This is a genomic window from Streptomyces sp. MI02-7b (assembly GCF_033793585.1).
In the GTDB taxonomy this organism is placed as follows: Bacteria; Actinomycetota; Actinomycetes; order Streptomycetales; family Streptomycetaceae; genus Actinacidiphila.
Genome location: NZ_JARAWX010000007.1, coordinates 113750 through 132899 on the forward strand (window position 1 = coordinate 113750; position 19150 = coordinate 132899).

18 protein-coding genes and 2 pseudogenes are annotated in these 19150 nt (G+C 73.3%); 14 read left to right on the forward strand and 6 right to left on the reverse strand.

From position 1 onward, the window contains the following. The 3 genes and pseudogenes from PV364_RS13530 to PV364_RS13540 all read right to left on the reverse strand — a co-directional run. Positions 1-662 (reverse strand): annotated as a pseudogene (locus PV364_RS13530) (hypothetical protein); the annotation flags it as partial. Positions 663-919: 257 nt separating this feature from the next. Continuing rightward, positions 920-1390, reverse strand: a complete 471-nt coding sequence (locus tag PV364_RS13535; RefSeq protein ID WP_319660154.1) for a hypothetical protein — start codon at positions 1388-1390, stop codon at positions 920-922. A gap of 93 nt (positions 1391-1483) precedes the next feature. After that, positions 1484-3553, reverse strand: coding sequence for a putative Ig domain-containing protein (locus tag PV364_RS13540; RefSeq protein ID WP_319660155.1), 2070 nt, complete (start codon positions 3551-3553; stop codon positions 1484-1486). A gap of 383 nt (positions 3554-3936) precedes the next feature. Here PV364_RS13540 and PV364_RS13545 point away from each other — a divergent pair, with 383 nt between their 5' ends. The 10 genes and pseudogenes from PV364_RS13545 to PV364_RS13590 all read left to right on the forward strand — a co-directional run bounded on the left by PV364_RS13545 (position 3937) and on the right by PV364_RS13590 (position 12784). After that, positions 3937-4740, forward strand: a complete 804-nt coding sequence (locus PV364_RS13545) for a MerR family transcriptional regulator (protein ID WP_319660156.1) — start codon at positions 3937-3939, stop codon at positions 4738-4740. Further along, positions 4737-5612, forward strand: coding sequence for a hypothetical protein (locus PV364_RS13550; protein ID WP_319660157.1), 876 nt, complete (start codon positions 4737-4739; stop codon positions 5610-5612). Before PV364_RS13545 ends, PV364_RS13550 begins: the two co-directional genes overlap by 4 nt. 105 nt (positions 5613-5717) lie before the next feature. Next, positions 5718-6533 (forward strand): putative protein N(5)-glutamine methyltransferase, encoded by an 816-nt coding sequence (locus tag PV364_RS13555; RefSeq protein ID WP_319660158.1) that lies wholly within the window; start codon positions 5718-5720, stop codon positions 6531-6533. Between the two features lie 906 nt (positions 6534-7439). Next, positions 7440-7742: pseudogene (locus tag PV364_RS13560) on the forward strand (transglycosylase SLT domain-containing protein); the annotation flags it as partial. A gap of 178 nt (positions 7743-7920) precedes the next feature. Then, positions 7921-8361 (forward strand): GntR family transcriptional regulator, encoded by a 441-nt coding sequence (locus tag PV364_RS13565; RefSeq protein ID WP_319660159.1) that lies wholly within the window; start codon positions 7921-7923, stop codon positions 8359-8361. Between the two features lie 8 nt (positions 8362-8369). After that, complete coding sequence (locus PV364_RS13570; RefSeq protein ID WP_319660160.1) at positions 8370-9293, forward strand: ABC transporter ATP-binding protein; 924 nt, start codon at positions 8370-8372, stop codon at positions 9291-9293. Next, positions 9290-10294 (forward strand): ABC transporter permease subunit, encoded by a 1005-nt coding sequence (locus PV364_RS13575; RefSeq protein ID WP_319660161.1) that lies wholly within the window; start codon positions 9290-9292, stop codon positions 10292-10294. The genes PV364_RS13570 and PV364_RS13575 overlap by 4 nt, the downstream gene beginning before the upstream one ends. Before the next feature lie 107 nt (positions 10295-10401). Continuing rightward, complete coding sequence (locus PV364_RS13580) at positions 10402-11193, forward strand: maleylpyruvate isomerase family mycothiol-dependent enzyme (RefSeq protein ID WP_319660162.1); 792 nt, start codon at positions 10402-10404, stop codon at positions 11191-11193. A 140-nt stretch (positions 11194-11333) separates the two neighbouring features. Then, entirely contained in the window at positions 11334-11849 is a 516-nt protein-coding gene (locus PV364_RS13585; protein WP_319660163.1) for a GNAT family N-acetyltransferase, read from the forward strand. After that, positions 11846-12784, forward strand: coding sequence for an aldo/keto reductase (locus tag PV364_RS13590; RefSeq protein WP_319660164.1), 939 nt, complete (start codon positions 11846-11848; stop codon positions 12782-12784). The genes PV364_RS13585 and PV364_RS13590 overlap by 4 nt, the downstream gene beginning before the upstream one ends. A 37-nt stretch (positions 12785-12821) precedes the next feature. Here PV364_RS13590 and PV364_RS13595 read toward each other — a convergent pair whose 3' ends face one another. Beyond that, entirely contained in the window at positions 12822-13724 is a 903-nt protein-coding gene (locus PV364_RS13595; protein WP_319660165.1) for an aminoglycoside phosphotransferase family protein, read from the reverse strand. Between the two features lie 111 nt (positions 13725-13835). Between PV364_RS13595 and PV364_RS13600 the strand changes: the two genes are divergently transcribed. Both PV364_RS13600 and tsaA read left to right on the forward strand, forming a co-directional pair. Continuing rightward, positions 13836-14546 (forward strand): Clp protease N-terminal domain-containing protein, encoded by a 711-nt coding sequence (locus tag PV364_RS13600; protein WP_319660166.1) that lies wholly within the window; start codon positions 13836-13838, stop codon positions 14544-14546. 9 nt (positions 14547-14555) lie between these two features. Further along, on the forward strand, positions 14556-14972 hold the full coding sequence (gene tsaA, locus PV364_RS13605; RefSeq protein ID WP_319660167.1) for a tRNA (N6-threonylcarbamoyladenosine(37)-N6)-methyltransferase TrmO: 417 nt from the start codon (positions 14556-14558) through the stop codon (positions 14970-14972). 69 nt (positions 14973-15041) lie between these two features. On the opposite strand, the gene PV364_RS13610 is transcribed toward tsaA, so the two are convergent. After that, positions 15042-15899 carry a class II glutamine amidotransferase gene (locus tag PV364_RS13610; RefSeq protein ID WP_319660168.1) on the reverse strand — a complete coding sequence of 286 codons (858 nt, stop codon included), beginning with the start codon at positions 15897-15899 and terminating at the stop codon, positions 15042-15044. Between the two features lie 570 nt (positions 15900-16469). On the opposite strand from PV364_RS13610, the gene PV364_RS13615 reads away from it, so the two are divergent. Beyond that, positions 16470-17417, forward strand: coding sequence for a LysR family transcriptional regulator (locus PV364_RS13615; RefSeq protein ID WP_319660169.1), 948 nt, complete (start codon positions 16470-16472; stop codon positions 17415-17417). A gap of 115 nt (positions 17418-17532) precedes the next feature. Then, complete coding sequence (locus PV364_RS13620; protein ID WP_319660170.1) at positions 17533-18711, forward strand: NAD-dependent formate dehydrogenase; 1179 nt, start codon at positions 17533-17535, stop codon at positions 18709-18711. A 27-nt stretch (positions 18712-18738) separates the two neighbouring features. Here the strand turns inward: PV364_RS13620 and PV364_RS13625 are convergent, their stop codons facing one another. After that, positions 18739-19137 carry a helix-turn-helix transcriptional regulator gene (locus tag PV364_RS13625; RefSeq protein WP_319660171.1) on the reverse strand — a complete coding sequence of 133 codons (399 nt, stop codon included), beginning with the start codon at positions 19135-19137 and terminating at the stop codon, positions 18739-18741. Positions 19138-19150 lie beyond the last annotated feature (13 nt).

The following is a 19150-nucleotide window of genomic DNA, read 5'->3' on the forward strand; positions in this document are numbered from 1 at the left end:
GACGGGGTGTCCTTGACCTCGAAGGTGCCGTCGGCGGCGACCGTCGCGGTGCCGAGCGGCGTGCCGTCCGTGTGGGCGGAGTCGGTACGGCTCACGGAGACGGTCGTGCCGTCCGCGAAGGGCACCGTGGAGCCGAGGGTGCCGGTGACGGTGACCTCGTCGCCCGGGATGGCGGCGGCCGGGGCGTCCACCGTGAGCAGGCTCGCGGCCCGGGCGACGCTGACGGTGCCGGTGCCGGTGGCGGCGTCGTGCTCGGCGTCTCCGGCGTAGGTGACCGTGTAGGTGTTGTCGCCCAGTGCGGACGGGGTGTCCTTGACCTCGAAGGTGCCGTCGGCGGCGACCGTCGCGGTGCCGAGCGGCGTGCCGTCCGTGTGGGCGGAGTCGGTACGGCTCACGGAGACCGTGGTGCCGTCCGCGAAGGGCACCGTGGAGCCGAGGGTGCCGGTGATGGTGACCTCGGTGCCGGGAAGGGCGCCGGCCGGGGCGTTCACCGTGAGGGTGGTGGCGGCGAGGGCCGGGTCCTCCAGGCTGAACGAGGTCACCGGCGGGACGGCGGTCCCGCTGTCGGTGGCGGCGGCCGGCGTGGCCGTGACACCGAGCAGGGATGCGGTGGCGAGCAGGACGGACAGAGCCGTCCCGCTCGCGATGTGGCGGGTGCGCAAGCTGGTTCCCCCCAGGCGGGCGTGGAGTCCGGAAGTCTTCCGGCGAGGTGTGGGTGCGCCGAGGGGCGCGGGCGCCCGTGAAGGTGCTCCGGCGCGCCTTCGTCGGCGGCAAGGGGAAACGCTACGTCATGCCTATGACAGCGGGCTACTGCATTGATCGCCCAAGTCGATCCATTACCACGACTTCGTCGGACGCTGACCGATCCGTGCCCGAATCGATGCCGGGATCCGTACAACCTTTTCGCGGGCACCGGTGTTCAGCCCTGTGCGACCCGCACGGTGACGGTCCACTCGCGCAGTCCCAGGCAGGCTACCCCGTCCGGGGAGGTCGGCTGGGCGCACAGGGGACGGGTGGCGGTGAGGCGGGCCGTGCCGGGGGCGGTGGCGCGGTAGGCGGCGAGGGTGTCGCCGCGGGGGGCGCCGATGCCGGCGTTGTCGGCCCGCAGGGCGCCGCCCTCGAGCGTGACGGGGGACCAGGGGCGGTCGGGGCTGCCGTCGAGCGTGACGCGGACCGTGGCGCCGGTGCCCACGCAGAGCGTGCGGCCGCTGTCGGCGGCGGTGAGGTCGAGCCGGGTGGGGCACGGCTTCACGCCGGTGGCCGGGCTGTCGCCCGGCTCGGCGCCGCCGCCGCAGGCGGTGAGCACGAGCGCCGCGACGGCCGCCGCGACGGCGGCTGCCGGTCGGGGGTGCGGCAGATGCGGTCGGTGCGGTCGGTGCGATCGGTACATGGGAGAGCCTCCTTTTCTCTGTGACGTGTCCCGGACGTAAAAGGGTCCCGGCCGCCTCGCGGCGACCGGGACCCCACACGCGGAGGAAGGGGCTCAGCCCGTGGTCAGGGCGGTGTCGTCGACCACGAAACTCGTCTGCAGGGAGGAGTCCTCGGTGCCGCTGAACTTCAGGGTGACGGTGGAACCGGCGAAGGAGGACAGGTCGAAGCTCTTCTGGGCGTACCCCGTGGCCTTGTTGAGGTTGGAGTACGTGGCCAGGGTGGTGGACCCGGCCGTGACGGTGAGCTTGTCGTAGGCCGAGGTCGTGGTGGTCTCGGCGGTGTCGATGTGCAGCCAGAAGGTGAGGGTCGCCTTGCAGCCGGCCGGGACGGTCACCGACTGGGAGAGCGTGTCGGTGTGCGTGGAGCCGTAGCCGTCCAGCCAGGCCTTGTACGAGCCGCCGTGCGCGGCCTCACCGGAGTCGTTGGTGACGACACCGCTGGAGGCGGTCCAGCCGGTGGCGCCCGACTCGAAGCCGGGGTTGGCCAGCAGCTGGCCGGCCGTGCAGGTGCCGCCGCCGGCCGGCGCGATCGTCCAGCCGAAGGAGGCCGAGCCGGAGGCGCCGGTGGAGTCGGAGGCGGTGACGGTGGTCTGGTAGGTGCCGGCGGTGGTCGGGGTGCCGGAGACCAGGCCGGTCGAGGCGTTCACGGAGAGCCCGGCGGGCAGGCCGCTCGCGCTGTAGGTGAGCGCGGCGCCCGCGCTGTCGGTGGCCGCGATCTGCAGGCTGCGGGCGGTGCCGACGGTGCCGGTCTGGCTTCCCGGGTTGGTGACGGTGACCGTGTTGCCGCTGCTGGTGCCGTTCTTGAAGGCGGTGACACCGTTCGGGGTGCCGAGGCCGGTCGGGCCGTCGTAGCCGGACTTCGCGGTGCACAGGTAGGAGCTGGAGCAGCTGCCGTTGGCGCCGGTGGTCACGTCGTAGAGGTTGGCGGTGTGGGCGTAGGGGTACGACGCCGGGTTGCTGCCCGCGGCCGGGGCGCCGCCCAGGGCGTACACGCCCGCGATGAGCGGCGAGGAGGCGCTGGTGCCGCCGTAGACCGCCCAGCCGGAGCCGCCGTAGGTGTCGTACACCGCGACGCCGGTGGCGGGGTCGGCCACCGCGGAGACGTCGGCGACGGTGCGCCGGGCGCAGCCGGTGTCGGTCTGCCAGGTGGGCTTGGTGTCGTACGCGGAGCAGCCCGAGCCGGTGCCGTCGCCGCCCGAGGTGGTGCCCCAGACCTTCTCGGTCCAGCCGCGGGTGGTGGAGGAGGTGTTCAGCGAGGTGCCGCCGACGGCGGTCACGTAGCGGGAGGCCGCCGGGTACTCGGCGCCGTAGCCCGCGTCGCCGGCGGAGACGGTGATGGCGACACCCGGGTGGTTGAAGTAGGCGCTGTCGTACGACGGGTCGGCGGACTCCTCGTCGCCGCCGTAGCTGTTGGAGACGAACTTCGCGCCGAGCGCTACGGCCTCGTTCACGGCCGTGCCGAGGTCCTCCATGCTCGCGGAGTCGGCCTCGACCAGCAGGATGTTGCAGCTCGGGCAGGCGGCGCTGACCATGTCGAGGTCGAGTGCGATCTCACCGGCCCAACCGCTGTCGGGGCTCGGCAGGTTGGTGGTGCTGCCGGTCTGACCGACCTTCTTGAAGCAGCCGTTGGCGGTCGTGCAGGCCGACAGCCCGTACTGGGAGCGGTAGGTGGACAGATCGGTGGCGGCGTTGGGGTCGTCGTAGGCGTCGACGATGGCCACGGTGAGGCCGGAGCCGCCGGTGGACGGCAGGTTGTAGGCGCTGTGCAGGTTGGCCGGCCCCAGACCGGACGGGGTGGCCTCGGGCGAGAGCGTGTTGTCGCGGCGCATCGCGATGTCGGTGCGCCGCTGGGCGAGGCAGCTGAACCGGCCGGCGACGGGCGCGCCGCACAGGTGCTCCGTCGGGACGTGGGCACCGGCCGTGCCGGTCGAGTGCACCGCCTGGGCCTGCGGCGACTGCAGGGCCCGGGCGTTCTGGGTGTCGCGGGCCGAGAGGGTGTGGGGGGTGGGGGGTGCGGCGGCCTGGGCCGTGGGACCGGCGGCCAGCAGGCCGCTGACGGCCAGGGCGAGCGCGGGCAGGGCCGCGGCGACCGATCGTCTCAGTCGGTGCGTGGAGAGGTGCACGAGGTGCCTCCGTCGAGTGCCGGGAGTGGGGGTGTCACGGCGCGGTGCGGGTGGCGCGGGCGGCGCGGATCCTGGGCGGCCGCGGGGTGCAGGTCATTTGCCTGTAAGCATGTACATGTCATTTCGACACGCGTAGACCACCCCTGTGCTGCGGCTGCGTACGGGTGATGACGGTTGACGCGCCGAAGCTATTGCAGGCCGCCACCGCCGAACAGCGGCGGAGGAAGATCTTTACCGCCGCTTGAGGGGCGTTTGCCCGGACCGAGGCGGGAGCCCTCGGCCCGGCGGCGGCCGGCCCGATTTCCCTAGGGTTTTCCCTGTACGCCCCGCTGTGGCCGCGCCGTCCTTGACCTTGTCGCAGCGTCAAGGTCTCTACTGGCCCCATGCGCATCGGAGAACTCGCCGCCCTCGCCGGGGTCAGCACCCGCACGGTCCGGCACTACCACCGCATCGGGATGCTGCCCGAGCCCGCGCGCCGCGTCAACGGCTACCGCGACTACGGGCTGCGCGACGCCGTCGGGCTCGCCCGCGTCCGGCGGCTGGCGGAACTCGGCCTCGGCCTGGAGGAGATCAGGGACGTACTCGCCGACGACGCCGGCAAGGACCTGGCGGAAGTCCTCGCCGAACTCGACGCCGACCTCGCCCGCCAGGAGGAGGCCATCCGCGGCCGCCGCGCCCGGCTGGCGGAACTGCTGCGCCAGGCCGGGACCGGCGGGCTCCCCGCGGAGGGACCCGTCTCCCCCGAACTCGCCGAGCTCTTCGCCGACATGGCCCGCGTCACCGCGGACCTGCCGGGACCCGAGCCCGCGATGGCGGCCAGGGAACGCGAACTGCTCGCCCTCCTGGAAACGGCGGCCACCCCGCAGACCCGGGGCTGGCTGACCGGCCTGCTGCGCTCCATGGACACCGGCCCGGACGCGATGCGCCGCGCGTACGCGGTCTACGCGCTCATGGACGAACTGGCCGGCGCCCCGCTCGACGACCCCCGGGTCGGCGAGGCTGCGCGGGCCATCGCCGACGCCGTCCCGGACGAGATCGTCGCCGCGATGGCCGACACCGCTGAGGACGACGTGGTGGCGGCCGCCGGACAGGGCGGCTTCGTCGCCGCGTTCCTCGACGACCACGCCCCCGCCCAGGCCGAGGCCGTGCGGCAGGCGATCCGGCTGCTGTCGGAGCGTGCCCGATGAGGAGCGCGCGCGGCTGGGCACTGGGCCTGCTGCTCTGCGCGGAGGCCGTGCTGGCCGGGTGCCTGTCGGCCGGGGTGCCGGTGCCGCCGCCGGTGCTCCGGGGCACGGAACTCTGCCTTGCCGCCGCGGCCGCGTGGCGGCTGCCGCGCCTGGTGCGGGTCCACCGCGAGGCGCGGCGCCGGGGTCAGTCGCGGCGGGCCGCGCTGCGGACGGCCGTGCGCGCCATGGTGCCGGTGGCCGTGCGGCGGCTGGTGCGTCACGAACTCGCCCTGGCGGCGAGCCTGTTGCTATGGACCGCGCGGCGGCCGCGGCACGGCGTGGGCAAGGGCGCTGTCCCGGTCCCGTACAGCGGGGCGCAGACGGCCACCGTCTACGGGCTGCTCTTCGTCTGCGTGGTCGAGACCGTGCTGCTGGCGCTGGTCATCCCCTGGCCGGCCGTGCACGCCGTCACGCTCGTCCTCGACCTGTGGGGCTGCTTCTTCGTCCTGGCCTTGCACGCGGCGTGCGTGGTCCGCCCTCACGTCGTGGAGGCGGACGGCTCGCTGCGGGTGCGGTACGGCGCGCTCGTCGACATCCGGGTGCCCGCCGGGCGGATAGCGGCCGCCCGCGTCGACCGGCGCTTCCCGGGTGGACGGCTGGTGACGCTCACCGACGACGGCACGGCCGACCTGGTCGTCGGCGGGCAGACCACCGTGACCGTCGAGCTGTCCGAGCCGGTCGCCTTCCTGCGCCCGCTGGGCGCCCCCGCCCGGGCGCGCGTGCTGCGCTTCCACGCCGACGACCCGCGCGCCGTCGTGGCCGCCCTGGGGTGGGCGGGCCGCGGGGGCTCGGGTAACGTGGCGTCGCCCGCAGTGGACGGACCGAGGAGGTGAGACCCATTACCGCCATGTCAGGTTGGGTGCTCCCCCCGTACGGCTCCGCTGCCACCCCGGCGTAGGAGACCGCGAGAGCGCCCTTCGGCATCCCGAAAGGCCTTCATGCCCGCATTGCCTCCTTCCGTGCCGCCCACCCCGGTCGATCACCGGGCCGTCGTCGCCGCGCTGCGCGCCGCCGGCTGCGTCTTCGCCGAGGACGAGGCGCGACTGCTCCTCGCCGCCGCGGGGACCCCGGCCGAGCTCGCCGTCATGGTCGAGCGCCGTACCGCTGGTTTCCCCCTCGAACAGGTCGTCGGCTGGGCCGAGTTCCGCGGTCTGCGGATCGCCGTGGACCCCGGGGTCTTCGTGCCCCGGCGTCGTACCGAGTTCCTCGCCGGCGAGGCCGCCCGGCTGGCCCGCCCCGGCGCGGTCGTCGTCGACCTGTGCTGCGGTTCCGGGGCGGTGGGCGCCGCGCTGGCCGCCGAGGTGGAGCGGCCCCGGCTGTACGCCGCCGACATCGATCCCGCCGCGGTCGCCTGCGCCCGCCGGAACCTGGCCGCCGCGGGCGGTGAGGTCCACCAGGGCGACCTCTACGAGCCGTTGCCCGCCCGGCTGCGAGGCCGCGTCGACATCCTGGTCGCCAACGCCCCGTACGTCCCCACCGACGCCGTCGGTCTTCTGCCCCCCGAGGCCCGTGACCACGAACCGCTCACGGCCCTCGACGGCGGCCCGGACGGCCTCGACATCCTCCGCAGGGTCGTCGCCCGCGCCCCCGACTGGCTGGCCCCGGGCGGCCACCTCCTCTTCGAGACCGGGGAGCGGCAGGCCCCGGCGGCGGTCGAGGCCGTCACTCGGGCCGGCCTTCGCGTGCGCGTCGCTGTTTCCGAGGAATGGCACGCCACCGTGATCGTCGGCACCGCGGCGGCCCGGTCCGTATAAGGGTTCGCGGAGAAAAGTCCCCGCCGGAACGGGACCAAGGTCCCGCCGCCTCGCTATCGAAAGGCCCGGCCGTCGAAAGGCGGAAAGTAAGAATGCGGGAAAGCAGGGGAGGGAGAAAGTCCCGGCGCTCGGAGGGGAAAGTCCTGGCACCCGGAAGGGGAAGTCGCCCGCCCGCGTGAAGCGGAATCCCCCGCGTTTTCGTCCGCCTCCCGGGCTTCCCCTTCGTGCCGCGCCCGCGCGGGCGCGCGGGCGCGCGTAAGGGGGGTGTCCGCGCGGGCCGCGGTGCCGGCGGCGGCCCGCCGCGCAGGGGCCGCCGCCCCGGTACCGATGTGCCGGTGCGGCGGCCCCTTGGCATGTTCGCCCACGTCGGCGGGGGGCTGCACCCCTGCGGAGTCCGTGCCCGCAGGGCGCCGGTCGCGCCCGGCGCCACCGTCGCCCGGAGTGGGACACGCAGTGTCATCGGGTGGGCGCGGGGAGCGAGAACGGCGGCGAATTCGTGACCGGGACCACGTGGCGCCGGTCACGCAAGGGGCGATTTGTGGGGGTTTGCGTGTGACGTGGCAGATATGGCGCGCGCCACAATCCGGCCCTCTTAGTAGTCCGCGGTCCTCAATTCCCGTCCGGTGACTGGGCGGCGGGACTTTGGACCCTGGGGGCACTACTAATCGCGGTCGTAATGGGGGGCATTGACCCCCGCCAGGAATTCGGCCAACAATTCATGGCGTACCCCACGGAAAAGGAAAGAAACGAATGCAGATCTCCTCCATGACGAAGTTCGCCTCCGCCGCCAAGGCCAAGAAGATCTCCCTCGGCGTCGTCGCTGCCAGCGCCGCCGTCGTCGCCGGTGGTGTGGCGATGGCCCCCACCGCTTCCGCCGCTACGACGCACTCCGGCTCCGTCAACGCCTGGATCAACCAGAGCCTGGAGATCATGCACAAGAACGGCATCCCGGGCACGTACAACGGCATCTACAAGAACCTGATGCGCGAGTCCTCGGGCAACCCGTCGGCGATCAACAACTGGGACAGCAACGCCGCCAAGGGCATCCCGTCGAAGGGCCTCATGCAGGTCATCGACCCGACGTTCAAGACGTACCACGTGCCCGGAACCTCGTACAACATCTACGACCCGGTCGCCAACATCACCGCGGCCTGCAACTACGCGGCCCACCGCTACGGTTCGATCGACAACGTCAACTCGGCCTACTGAGGCCGGGCGCGACAGCGCCACGCGTGTGCCCGTGAAGAGTGCCCCCGGCAGTGCCACTGCCGGGGGGCGCTCTTTTTTGTGCTCCCGGACCGGTTCCCGGGTCCGTGCTTGACACCCGCCGCGGACCCGACGCATCATCGTTCCACTAATCAAGTAGTGGAATGGTGGTGCTGGGAACGTGGAGTTCCGCATCGACCGCCGGAGCGGCGTCGCGGCCTACCAGCAGATCGTCCAGCAGACCAAGCAGGCACTGCGGCTGGGCGTGCTGGTACCGGGCGACCGGCTGCCGACGGCCAAGGAGGTCGCCGAGAGCAGCGCGGTCAACCCCAATACGACGCTGAAGGCCTACCGCGAGCTGGAGCGGGAGGGGCTGGTCGAGCCCCGGCCGGGCCTGGGGACGTTCGTCCGCCGGTCGCTGGCCCGCCCGCAGGCCGGGCCGGACTCGCCGCTGCGCGGCGAGCTGGACGAGTGGGTGCTCCGGGCCCGTGCCGCGGGCCTGGAGCGGGACGACGTGATCGCCCTGGTCACGTCGGTACTGGAAGAGCGGTACGCCGGTCCCCTGGTGTCCGCCGCGGGCACGGAAACGCACGGGAACACGGAAAGCGGGAAGCACGGATGAGTGAGGGCATGGACCTTCCGGGACCACCGGAGGAGTCGGCGATCGAGGCCTACGGCGTCGGGAAGAAGTACCGGCGCGGCTGGGCGCTGCAGGACTGCTCCTTCCGGCTGCCGGCCGGCCGGATCTGCGGTCTCGTGGGGCCCAACGGAGCGGGCAAGACGACGCTGATGAGCATCGCCGCCAATCTCCTGGAGCCGACCGCCGGCACGCTGCGCGTGTTCGGCGCGGCCCCCGAGTCCGCGGAGGCCGGCCGCCGGGTCGCCTTCCTCGCTCAGGAGAAGCCGCTGTACAAGCGCTTCACCGTGGCCGAGACGCTGCGCATGGGCCGCGAGCTGAACCCCGGCTGGGACCAGGCCGCCGCCGAGGGGATCGTGCGCTCCGGCAATGTCCCGCTGAACGCGCGGATCGGCACCCTGTCGGGCGGCCAGCGCACCCGCGTCGCCTTCGCCGTGGCCTTCGGCAAGCGCCCCGACCTGCTGCTCCTGGACGAGCCGCTGTCCGACCTGGACCCGCTGGTGCGTCACGAGATGATGAGCCTGCTGATGGCCGAGGTCGCCGAGCACGGCACGACCGTCCTGATGTCCTCGCACATGCTCGCCGAGCTGGGCACCATCTGCGACTACCTCATGGTCATCGCCGGCGGCGGGCTCCGCCTCGCCGGCGACGTCGACGAACTGCTCTCCGCCCACACCCTGCTGACCGGTGTCGCCGAGGGCGGCCCGGGCGTGCCGGCCGGCCTGGGGCATCACACCTTCGTCGAGTCCCGCGTGCACGGACGGCAGTTCACCGCCCTCATACGCCCCGACGGCCCGGTCGGCGCCCCGTGGCAGGCCGACACCCCGAACCTGGAGGAACTCCTGCTCGCCTATCTGCGCAACCCCGGGGCTCCCGCGCTGATCAGCCCCACGGCCCGGGTGGCGGTGGCGGCATGAGCACCATGACCGATCCGAGGACGCCCGCCGCCGCGCCGGCCGAGGCGACCCGCCGCCCGCACCTGAGCGGCATGACCTGGCTGGTGTGGCGGCAGCACCGGGCCGCGTACTGGACCCTGATCGCCCTGACCGTGGCCGGACTGGCCGGTATCGCCTGGCGGCGGTCCGTCCTGACGGACTACCTCGCACCGTACGGCTGGCCGCACCTGAAGTCCGACGACTGGGTCCAGGGCTTCACCGCCTACTCCCAGCAGCTGAGCCAGGCCGGCCTGGCGCTCAGCTTCGTCCCCATTCTCCTCGCCGTCTTCGTCGGTGCCCCGCTGCTCGCCCCGGACCTGGAGAACGGCACCGCGAAGCTGATCGCGGCGCAGTCCGTGAGCCGGGTGCGATGGATCGCCAACAAGCTCGTCATCACCGGGCTCCTCCTGGTGATCGGCACGATGCTGCTCTCGGTCGCGTACGCCTGGTGGTGGGAGCCGGCGAAGAGCCAGGCCGGCTGGACCGAGTCCACCTACTTCGACACCACCGGTCCGGTGCCGGTGGCGCTCACCCTGTTCCTCGTCGCCGCGGGTGTCCTCATCGGCACGCTGCTGCGGCGCACGCTGACGGCGATGGTGGTGACCTTCTTCTTCGCGGTCTTCTCGGAGGTCGTCTGGAGCCTGACCCGGTTGCACCTGGGCACCCCGGTCACGCTGGCCACCCACCACGCCGCGGGTCTGCCGGGCCAGTCCCCCGCACTGCCGGCCGGCGCGTTCGAGATCGACTCCAACTACGTCACCGGCTCGGGCAAGTTGATGGGCTGGGGCACGTGCGCCCATGAGGCGGACGAGAAGGCCGTCGAGGTCTGCCTGCGCAAGCTGGACGTGGTGGGCTGGTCGACCGAGTACCTGCCCGTCTCGCAGCTGTCGACGATGCAGTGGCTCGGCGCGGGCATCCTGTTCGTCCTGACCGCCGCCCTCGTCGCGGTGATCGTCCTGCGGGGCCGCAGGCGACTGGTCTGAGTCCGGCGTCCGGACCCGGCTCCCGCCCCTCACCAGGGGCGGGAGCCGGGTCCTCGGCGCGTCACGGGTCTTTACAGACGTACCCGCCTCGGCCACCCTTCTCCTCCATGACGTCCGTCCCGCCGCAGGTCACCGCGGCCGTCCACGCCACCGCCGAGCGGATCGCCGAGCTGCTCCGCCGCTGCGCGGACGCGTCGGCGCGCATCCCCGGTGCGCAGTGGACGGTGGGCGAGGCGGCGGCGCACCTGGTGCTGGCCAACGAGCTGATGGCGGCGCTCGCGCGGGGCGACGAGCGGCCCTACGGCGACGGCACCGCCGGCAGCCTCGCCGCCGCCAACGCGGCCTCGCTGGAGGCGTACCCGGAGCGCGACCCGGCCGTGCTGGCCGAGGGCGTCGTGCGCCACGCCCGGGCGTTCACCGAGGCGGCGTCCGGCCGCCCGGCGGAGCGGCCCGTCCGCACCCCGCTCGGCCCGATGGACCTGGCCACCCTCGGGTCGTACCTGGTGGCGCACATGCTCGGCCACGGCTGGGACATCGCCGCCGCGCTGCGCCGCCCGCACATGATCGACGCGGCGGCGGTGGAGGCGACCGTGCCGTTCGTCATGACCGCCATGCCGCGCGTGCTCAGTGCCGCGGCCGCCGGCCACACCGCCTGCTACGACCTGCGGGTGCGCGGCGGCTCGCGCTTCGCGGTCACCTTCGCCGACGGGGCCGCGGAGGTCACGCCCGAACTCCCGGGCCGCGCCGATGTGACGATCGTCGCCGAGCCCGTGACGTTCCTGCTCATCGCACTCGGCCGGCGTACCGCCACCGGTGCCGTGGCCCGCGGCAAGATCCTCGCCTGGGGCCGCAAGCCGTGGCTCGCGCCGGGCTTCCCGGCGTTGTTCACCGCGCCCTGAGGCGCGGCGCACGCGGCACTTGATAGACTGCCGGCCGTCGTTCAAGCCTTCTCGCTGCGGATCCCGATCCGCCGGGGAGGCTTTTTTCATGCCCGGCGGGGGCCCGCCCCGCAGCGGGCCCCTTCCCGGACAGGAGACCCATGCCGGATCCATGTGTACGTCGAGCGACGGCCGACGACCGCCCCGTGGCGGAGCGCCTCTGGTTGATGTTCCGTCACGACATGTCCGGGTTCGGCGGCGTCGTGCCGAACCCGGACGGGACCTTCCGGAGCGACCGGCTCCACGCCGCATTCGCCGGCGGCGACTGGGCCCCCTATCTGCTGACGAGCGGCGAGCGCCCCGTCGGTCTCGCCTTCGTGCGCGGCCTGACGGGCCCGACGCGTGTGCTGAACAGCTTCTTCGTCGTCCGCGGAGCGCGCCGGGCCGGCGTCGGACTGCGCGCGGTCCGGGACGTCCTCGGCAGGCACCCGGGTCCGTGGGCGGTCGCCTTCCAGGACGCCAACACGGTCGCGGCGCGCTTCTGGCGCCGTGTCGCGAGCGAGGTCGCCGGCGACGGCTGGAGCGAGGAGCACCGGCCGGTACCGGGTCGTCCGGACCTGGCGCCCGACACCTGGATCTCGTTCGGCGCTCCCACGACGACGGGTGGCCGGTCATGACCTCATCGACGAACACCGCGGCGGACGCGGGTACCGGGCGGCTCGGCGACCTGACCGTCAACCGCGTCGGGTTCGGCGCGATGCGCCTGACGGGCAGTGCCCCGTTCGACCTCGGCGAACCGAGCGACCGCGAGCGGTCGATCACCGTTCTGCGGCGCGCGGTCGAGCTCGGCGTCAACCACATCGACACCGCCTCCTTCTACTTCTCCTCGAAGCGCTCCGCCAACGAGCTGATCAACCGGGCGCTGGCGCCCTATCCGGAGGATCTGGTCATCAGCACCAAGGTCTGGCCCGGCCGGGACCCCTCGGGCGCGTGGTGGTGGGCCGCACCGGAGCAACTGCGCGGCCAGGTCGAGGAGAATCTGCGCCAGCTGGGCCGTGACCATCTGGACGTGGTGAACCTGCGCGTCCCGCCCAGTCACAGGAACGGCTCGATCGGCGCCCACTTCGAGGCGCTGGCCGCGCTGCGGGACGCCGGACTCGTACGCCACCTCGGCATGTCCAACGCCACGCCCGCGCACGTGGCCGAGGCGCGGGCCATCGCGCCGGTCGTGTGCGTGCAGAATCCCTACAGCCTCGACGCGCCCGGCGAGGAGCGGGAGTTCCTGCGGGCCTGTGGTGAACTCGGCATCGCCTTCGTGCCGTTCTTCGCGATCGCCGGAGCCGGACGGGAGGCGGGCGCGAGCGCCGCCGACAGCGAGGCGGTGCTCGCCGTCGCCCGCGCGCACGGCGCGTCGGCGGCGCAGGTCCGCCTGGCGTGGACACTTCACCAGGGGCCGCACGTGCTGGCCATCCCCGGTACCGGTGATCCGGACCACCTGGTCGCGAACGTCGCCGCCGGGGCGATCCGGCTCTCGGAGGACGACATGGCGCTCCTGGGATCCCACCACCAGGACGACGGACGGCCCCCGGCCGCCGCGCGGGCCGCTTCGTGAACACCGGCCGCGCCTGACGGACCGTGCGCCGGGGCGGTCAGAGGCCCGACAGGGTCATGAGGAAGCGGGTCCTCGCGTCGTCGCGTCGCGCGCAGATCCCGGGGACCGCGTTGAGGGCGGCCAGGGCCCGGCACCAGCCCCGTACCCGCTCCGGGGACTGGCCGGGAACCATGGCCGCCAGCTCCTCGATCCGCGCGTCCAGCGCGGCCGGGTCCGTGACTCCCTCGAGAACCCAGTCCACCGCGTCGAAGTCGGGGTCGCCCCACGCGGGCCGGGGGTCGATCGCCACCATGCGGGCGCCCGGCCCGGACAGCACGTTGGACGGATGGAGGTCACCGTGCACAAGTCCCACCGGCCCGCTGGTGGCGAGTTCCAGCGCCGCCTGCCTGGCCCGGCCGAGCACCGCCGGGTCGAGCAGGCCGTTCATGCCGGCCGCCGACAGCCTGCGGTCGGCCAGGCCGAAGAGGAAGCCGACCCGGTCCGACAGGGGCCGCAGCACCGAGTGCTCCCCGGGAACGGGGGAAGCGGCCCGCAGGTCCCGGAGCAGCGCCGCGGCCTCGGTCAACCGCCAGGCGAGCTGCCGCACCGGCACTCCCGGCTCCACGTCCCCCAGCAGCAGGGCGCCGGCCGTGAGGTCCCGCGCCAGCAGGGGGACCACCGACGGCGTCCCTTCCCAGGCGCGCAGGGCCTCGGCCTCCTCGCGGGCGATCGCGGGCTCCGGCGTGACCTTCAGCCAGACCGGGGCACCGGTGTCACGCCGCACCGAGCGGAACACCCGCGAGGTGCCTCCCCCGCCGGACCCGACGACCTCCAGGTGCCACCGGGCGGCGAGTTCGGCCACCAGGCCGGGCAGTTCGTCGCACCAGGCACGCACCCCGTCCCCGAACCGGACCGCGAGCCGGTCCCGGACCTCCGGGGTGACAACAGCATGCGATCCCAAAGGGCCCCCTCGTCCGGCCGATGCGGTCCTTGCGCATCCTAGGAGCCCCGCCGGGCAACAATCGTCAACTTCCGGTTGACGTTCCCGCATGCGTCAACCTAACGTTGACGCATGACGCAACCCATCCGGCTCGACGACCTCATCGAGGCGATCAAGAAGGCCCACCCCGACGCGCTCGACCAGCTCTCCGACGCGGTCCTCGCCGCGGAGCACCTCGGAGAGGTGGCCGACCACCTCATCGGCCACTTCGTCGACCAGGCCCGCCGCTCCGGCGCCTCCTGGACCGACATCGGCAAGAGCATGGGCGTCACCAAGCAGGCCGCCCAGAAGCGCTTCGTCCCCGACCTCGACCCCAGCCAGGGCTTCAGCCGCTTCACCCCCCGTGCGCGCAACACCGTCATGGCCGCCCACGCCGAGGCCCGCACCGCGGGCAATGCCGAGGTCGCCCCCGAGCACCTCGCCCTCGGCCTGCTCGCGGAACCGGAGGGCATCGCCGCCCGCGTCTTCACCGCGCAGGGCCACGCCCTCCCCGCGGTCCGCGATCACCTCACCGCCGCCCTGCCCCCCGCCGCCGGCCAGGGCCGCGCGGAAGGGGAGATCGTCCCCTACGACCTCCGCTCCCGCAAGGCCCTCGAACTCACCTTCCGCCAGGCCCTGCGCCTCGGCCACAACTACATCGGCACCGAGCACATCCTGCTCGCCCTCCTCGAACTCGAGGACGGCACCGGCCCCCTCACCTCCCTGGGCATCGACAAGTTCACGACGGAGACCGCCGTCACCGAGATGGTCGCGGCCGCGGCCGCCGCCCGCGGCGGGAAGTGACCGGGCGGCATGCAGCAGCCGGAGTACGCGCTGCGGCCCGTCGGGCGGGTGGAGTCGCCGTTGAAGCGCAGGCGGGACGCGCCGAAGCAGGCGGACGAGGGGGCGCCCGAGGCGTGGCTGGTGTTCGAGCCGGCGGTGGCGGAGGGGCTACGCGGGCTGCGGGCCGGCATGGAGGTGCTGGTGCTCACCTGGCTGGACCGGGCGCGCCGGGACGTGCTGGAGGTGCGGCCTCGCGGCGAACCGGACCGGCCGCTGACCGGGGTGTTCGGCACGCGATCGCCGGACCGGCCGAATCCGCTGGGCCTGCACCGGGTGGAGATCGCCGAGATCGAGGGCCTGCGGGTACGGGTGCGCCGGCTGGAGGCGCTGGACGGCACGCCCGTGGTGGACGTCAAGCCCGTGCTCGGGCGCTTCGACGAGCGGTGACCGGGGGTCCCGCGCGCCGCCGCGACGGCCCCGGGTACGGGACCAGGTCCCGCACCCGGGGCCGTCGCGTCACACGGGGGCGGCGTCGCGCGGGTCGACCGGCAGCGGGGCGAAGGGCAGCAGTTCGTCGCGGCCCGGCTGCACGACGCTGTACGTGCTCTCCGGCATCTCGTGCCAGGCGTCCGGCAGGTCGCCCAGCGGCTCGGAGACCACCAGCCGGGTCTCCGGGGAGACGTCCTGCAGCCACCACAGGTCGGGGTGCAGCTCCTCCAGGGACCTCACGCGGCTGCTGAAGAACAGCGAGCGCGAGCTGCGCCGGCTGGAGTAGCGGAACGCCCACAGCCGTTCGCCGTCGGTCACCGCCACGGTCATCTGCATCGGGAACTCCACCCCGTGCTCGTGGCCGACCCGCTCCACCAGGCCCACCATGTGGGCGACGGCGTTCGGCGCGTCCTGGTCCAGCCCGAGACTGAGGGCGAGCAGGAACATCACCTCGGAGTCGGTGGAGCCCTCCAGACGTGAGAACAGCACGGGATCGATGGCCATCGACAGGTCGCGGCGCAGCCGGTGGAAGTCGGTGATCGCGCCGTTGTGCATCCACAGCCAGCGGCCCAGCCGGAAGGGATGGCAGTTGGTCTGCTGGATCGCGCTGCCCGTGGAGGCCCGCACATGGGCGAAGAAGGTCGGCGAGGTGACGTGGTGCGCGATCTCCCGCAGGTTGCGGTTGTTCCAGGCGGGCCCGGTGTCGCGGATGATCGCGGGGGTCTCCAGCCCGGGGGAGTACCAGCCGATGCCGAAGCCGTCGCCGTTGGTCGTCTCGACGCCCATGCGGGAGTGCAGGCTCTGGTCGATCAGAGAATGCTGGGGCTTGTACAGAATGTTGTCGAGCAGCATCGGCGTGCCCGTATAGGCCAGCCACCGGCACATCAGCACCACCCTCTTCCCCGGGTGTCCCCTCGTTCTCCCCCTTCTACTTCTTTACCCCCCTTCGTGCCCCGCCGCAGGCCGGGGCCCGCCTCACTCGGCAACGGTGCATTCGCCGTCCCTGGTTCCGGGAGCGCGCACAGTGCCACGTCCCACTCCCCCTCGGCCCCGTCCCCCGGGCCGTCCGGTGGAACGGCCGCCGTCGCGCGCGTGACGGCGTCGAAGCACGACGGGTTCTGCGTGATCGCGGTGGTCAGGATGCGGACGCGGGCCTGCTCGAAGGTGTTCGCGGTCCCGGACCACTCGGGGTCCTCGTACGCATGGCGTTGCGCCGTGCGCACCTGCCCGGTGAGCGTCGGTGACCGCCTGCCGCGCGTCGGCGCAGGACGCCGTGCGCTCCTCGGCGACGCTCCTCGGACGCCCCCGGGACGTCACCGCCCGCGGCCAGTGCCGCCCCCGCCGCGCCGCCGACCAGCGTGATCCGCGTTCTCCCCATGCGGCGGATGCCAGGTCACCGGCCCGGGATCCCCGCGGGGGCAGCCTTCGGGCCGCCCGGTCCGTAGGCTCCGCGGCATGCTGCTTCGTCAACTGGAGTACCTGGTCGCGCTCGCCCGCGAACGGCACTTCGCACGCGCCGCGGAGGCCTGCTACGTCTCCCAGCCCTCGCTGTCCGCGGCGATACGGAAACTGGAGCACGAGCTCGGGGTGCCGATCGTGATGCGCGGCCGCCGCTTCGAGGGCCTGACGCCGGAGGGCGAACGGGTGCTGGCCTGGGGGCACCGCATCCTGGCGGAGCGGGACGCGTTGCGGCAGGAACTGTCGGAGATGCGCGGCGGGTTGAGCGGCACGCTGCGGATGGGCGCGATCCCCACCGCGCTGACCGCCGCTTCGCTGCTGACCACGCCCTTCTGCGCCCGGCACCCGCGGGCCCGGGTGAGCCTGGAGTCGCTGTCCTCGGGGGACATCACGCGCCGGCTGGCCGACTTCGAGCTCGACGTGGCGATGACGTACCTGGACGACGACACGCTCGTCCACGTCCGGAAGTTCCCGCTGTACGAGGAGCGTTACGTCCTGCTGACGCCCGCGGACGGCGCCCCGGGCCCCGGCGCCGGCCCCGGCCCGGCGGAGAAGGTGAGCTGGGCGGAGGTCGCGGCGCTGCCGCTGTGCCTGCTGTCGCCGCGGATGCGCAACCGGCGGATCATCGACGGGTGCTTCGCCGCCGAGGGGGTGACGGCCGACCCGGCGGTGGAGTCCGACACGGTGGCCGGCCTGTACGCGCATCTGGTGGGCGGCCGCTGGTCGAGCGTCATCTCGCACGCGTGGCTGCACATGTTCGGGGTGCCGGACGGCATGCGGGTGGTGCCGCTGCGCGGCCCGGCGCGGGGGCCGCGGGTGGGCCTGGTCGTCGCGGACCACGAGCCGGGGTCGGTGCTCGGCGGGGCGCTGCTGGAGGTCGCGCGCGAGGCGGGTGTGCGGGACGCGCTGGACGAACTGCTCCACAGCTACCTGGGACGCCGCTGACCGCAGGTGATAGCCGTCGGCTATCCCGAGATAGCGACAATCGCTTTGACCTGCGGAATCTCCGGCGAGGATGGTGAAAGGCACCTTCCGGCAACGGTGTTGAGGAGCCGCGATCATGGCCAAGGTTCTCTGTGTCCTGTACGACGACCCGACCGACGGGTACCCGACCACGTACGCCCGTGACGACCTGCCCCGCATCGACCACTACCCCGGCGGTCAGACCACGCCCACCCCGCAGGACACCGACTTCACCCCCGGTCACCTGCTCGGCAGCGTCACCGGCGAACTGGGCCTGCGCCGCTTCCTGGAGAGCCGCGGCCACACGCTGGTGGTCACCTCCGACAAGGACGGCGACGGGTCGGTCTTCGACCGGGAACTGCCGGACGCCGACGTCGTGATCTCCCAGCCCTTCTGGCCCGCGTACCTCACCCCCGAGCGCATCGCCGCCGCCAAGAACCTCAAGCTGGCCGTCACCGCGGGCATCGGCTCGGACCACGTCGACCTGGACGCGGCGATCGCGCGCGGGGTCACCGTCGCCGAGGTCACCTACTGCAACAGCATCAGCGTCGCCGAGCACGTGGTGATGATGACGCTGTCCCTGGTGCGCAACTACCTGCCCTCCCACAAGGTGGTGCTGGACGGCGGCTGGAACATCGCCGACTGCGTGGCCCGCAGCTACGACCTGGAGGGCATGCACGTCGGCACGGTCGCGGCCGGCCGGATCGGGCTCGCGGTGCTGCGCCGGCTGGCGCCCTTCGACGTCAAGCTGCACTACACCGACCGGCACCGGCTCCCGGAGGAGACCGAGCGCGAGCTGGGCCTGACCTGGCACGCCGACACCGCCTCGATGGTGCCGCACTGCGATGTGGTCACCATCAACGCGCCGCTGCACCCGGAGACCGAGGGCCTGTTCGGGGACGAGCTGCTCGGCACGATGAAGCGCGGCGCGTACCTGATCAACACCGCGCGGGCCCGGATCGCCGACCGGGACGCCATCGACCGGGCGCTGCGCAGCGGTCAGCTGGCCGGCTACGCGGGCGACGTCTGGTACCCCCAGCCCGCACCGGCCGACCACCCCTGGCGGACCATGCCGCACCACGGCATGACCCCGCACATCTCCGGCTCCTCGCTGTCGGCGCAGGCGCGCTACGCCGCCGGCACCCGGGAGATCCTGGAGTCCTGGCTGGACGGCAAGCCGATCCGCGACGAGTACCTGATCGTCGACGGCGGGGCGCTGGCCGGGACGGGCGCGCACTCCTACTCGACCTCCGCGTCGGCGGGCGGCGCCTCCTGACGGGGCGGGCAGGGGCCGGCGGGGCCGTCAGACCGTGTCGATGTGCACGTTGGTGGACTTCACGCGGGCGGTGGCCTCCATGCCGACCTCCAGGCCGAGTTCCTCCACGGCCTCACGGGTGAGCAGGGACACCAGCCGGTGCGGGCCGGCCTGGATCTCCACCTGGGCCGCGACGTCGCCGAGCTTCACGGCGATGACGATGCCGGGGAAGGCGTTGCGGACCGAGGTGTGCGGCACGTCGTCCTCGGCGCCTCCCCCGGTGCGGGCGAGCTCCACCGAGAACGCGGCGAGGTCGCGGCCGTCGATGAGCCGGCGGCCGCCCTCGTCGCGGTGCGTGGCGACCCGGCCGGCGTCGGCCCACCGGCGCGCGGTGTCCGGGCTGACGCCGAGCAGCCGGGCTGCCTGGCCGATGGTGTAGGAGGGCATGTCGGATTCCTCT

Coding starts and splice junctions, on each gene's coding strand:
- PV364_RS13535 (WP_319660154.1), bottom strand. CDS start 1,390: ATGTACCGATCGCACCGACCGCACCGACCGCATCTGCCGCACCCCCGA.
- PV364_RS13545 (WP_319660156.1), top strand. CDS start 3,937: ATGCGCATCGGAGAACTCGCCGCCCTCGCCGGGGTCAGCACCCGCACG.
- PV364_RS13550 (WP_319660157.1), top strand. CDS start 4,737: ATGAGGAGCGCGCGCGGCTGGGCACTGGGCCTGCTGCTCTGCGCGGAG.
- PV364_RS13555 (WP_319660158.1), top strand. CDS start 5,718: ATGCCCGCATTGCCTCCTTCCGTGCCGCCCACCCCGGTCGATCACCGG.
- PV364_RS13570 (WP_319660160.1), top strand. CDS start 8,370: ATGGACCTTCCGGGACCACCGGAGGAGTCGGCGATCGAGGCCTACGGC.
- PV364_RS13575 (WP_319660161.1), top strand. CDS start 9,290: ATGAGCACCATGACCGATCCGAGGACGCCCGCCGCCGCGCCGGCCGAG.
- PV364_RS13580 (WP_319660162.1), top strand. CDS start 10,402: ATGACGTCCGTCCCGCCGCAGGTCACCGCGGCCGTCCACGCCACCGCC.
- PV364_RS13585 (WP_319660163.1), top strand. CDS start 11,334: ATGCCGGATCCATGTGTACGTCGAGCGACGGCCGACGACCGCCCCGTG.
- PV364_RS13590 (WP_319660164.1), top strand. CDS start 11,846: ATGACCTCATCGACGAACACCGCGGCGGACGCGGGTACCGGGCGGCTC.
- PV364_RS13600 (WP_319660166.1), top strand. CDS start 13,836: ATGACGCAACCCATCCGGCTCGACGACCTCATCGAGGCGATCAAGAAG.
- tsaA (WP_319660167.1), top strand. CDS start 14,556: ATGCAGCAGCCGGAGTACGCGCTGCGGCCCGTCGGGCGGGTGGAGTCG.
- PV364_RS13610 (WP_319660168.1), bottom strand. CDS start 15,899: ATGTGCCGGTGGCTGGCCTATACGGGCACGCCGATGCTGCTCGACAAC.
- PV364_RS13615 (WP_319660169.1), top strand. CDS start 16,470: ATGCTGCTTCGTCAACTGGAGTACCTGGTCGCGCTCGCCCGCGAACGG.
- PV364_RS13620 (WP_319660170.1), top strand. CDS start 17,533: ATGGCCAAGGTTCTCTGTGTCCTGTACGACGACCCGACCGACGGGTAC.
- PV364_RS13625 (WP_319660171.1), bottom strand. CDS start 19,137: ATGCCCTCCTACACCATCGGCCAGGCAGCCCGGCTGCTCGGCGTCAGC.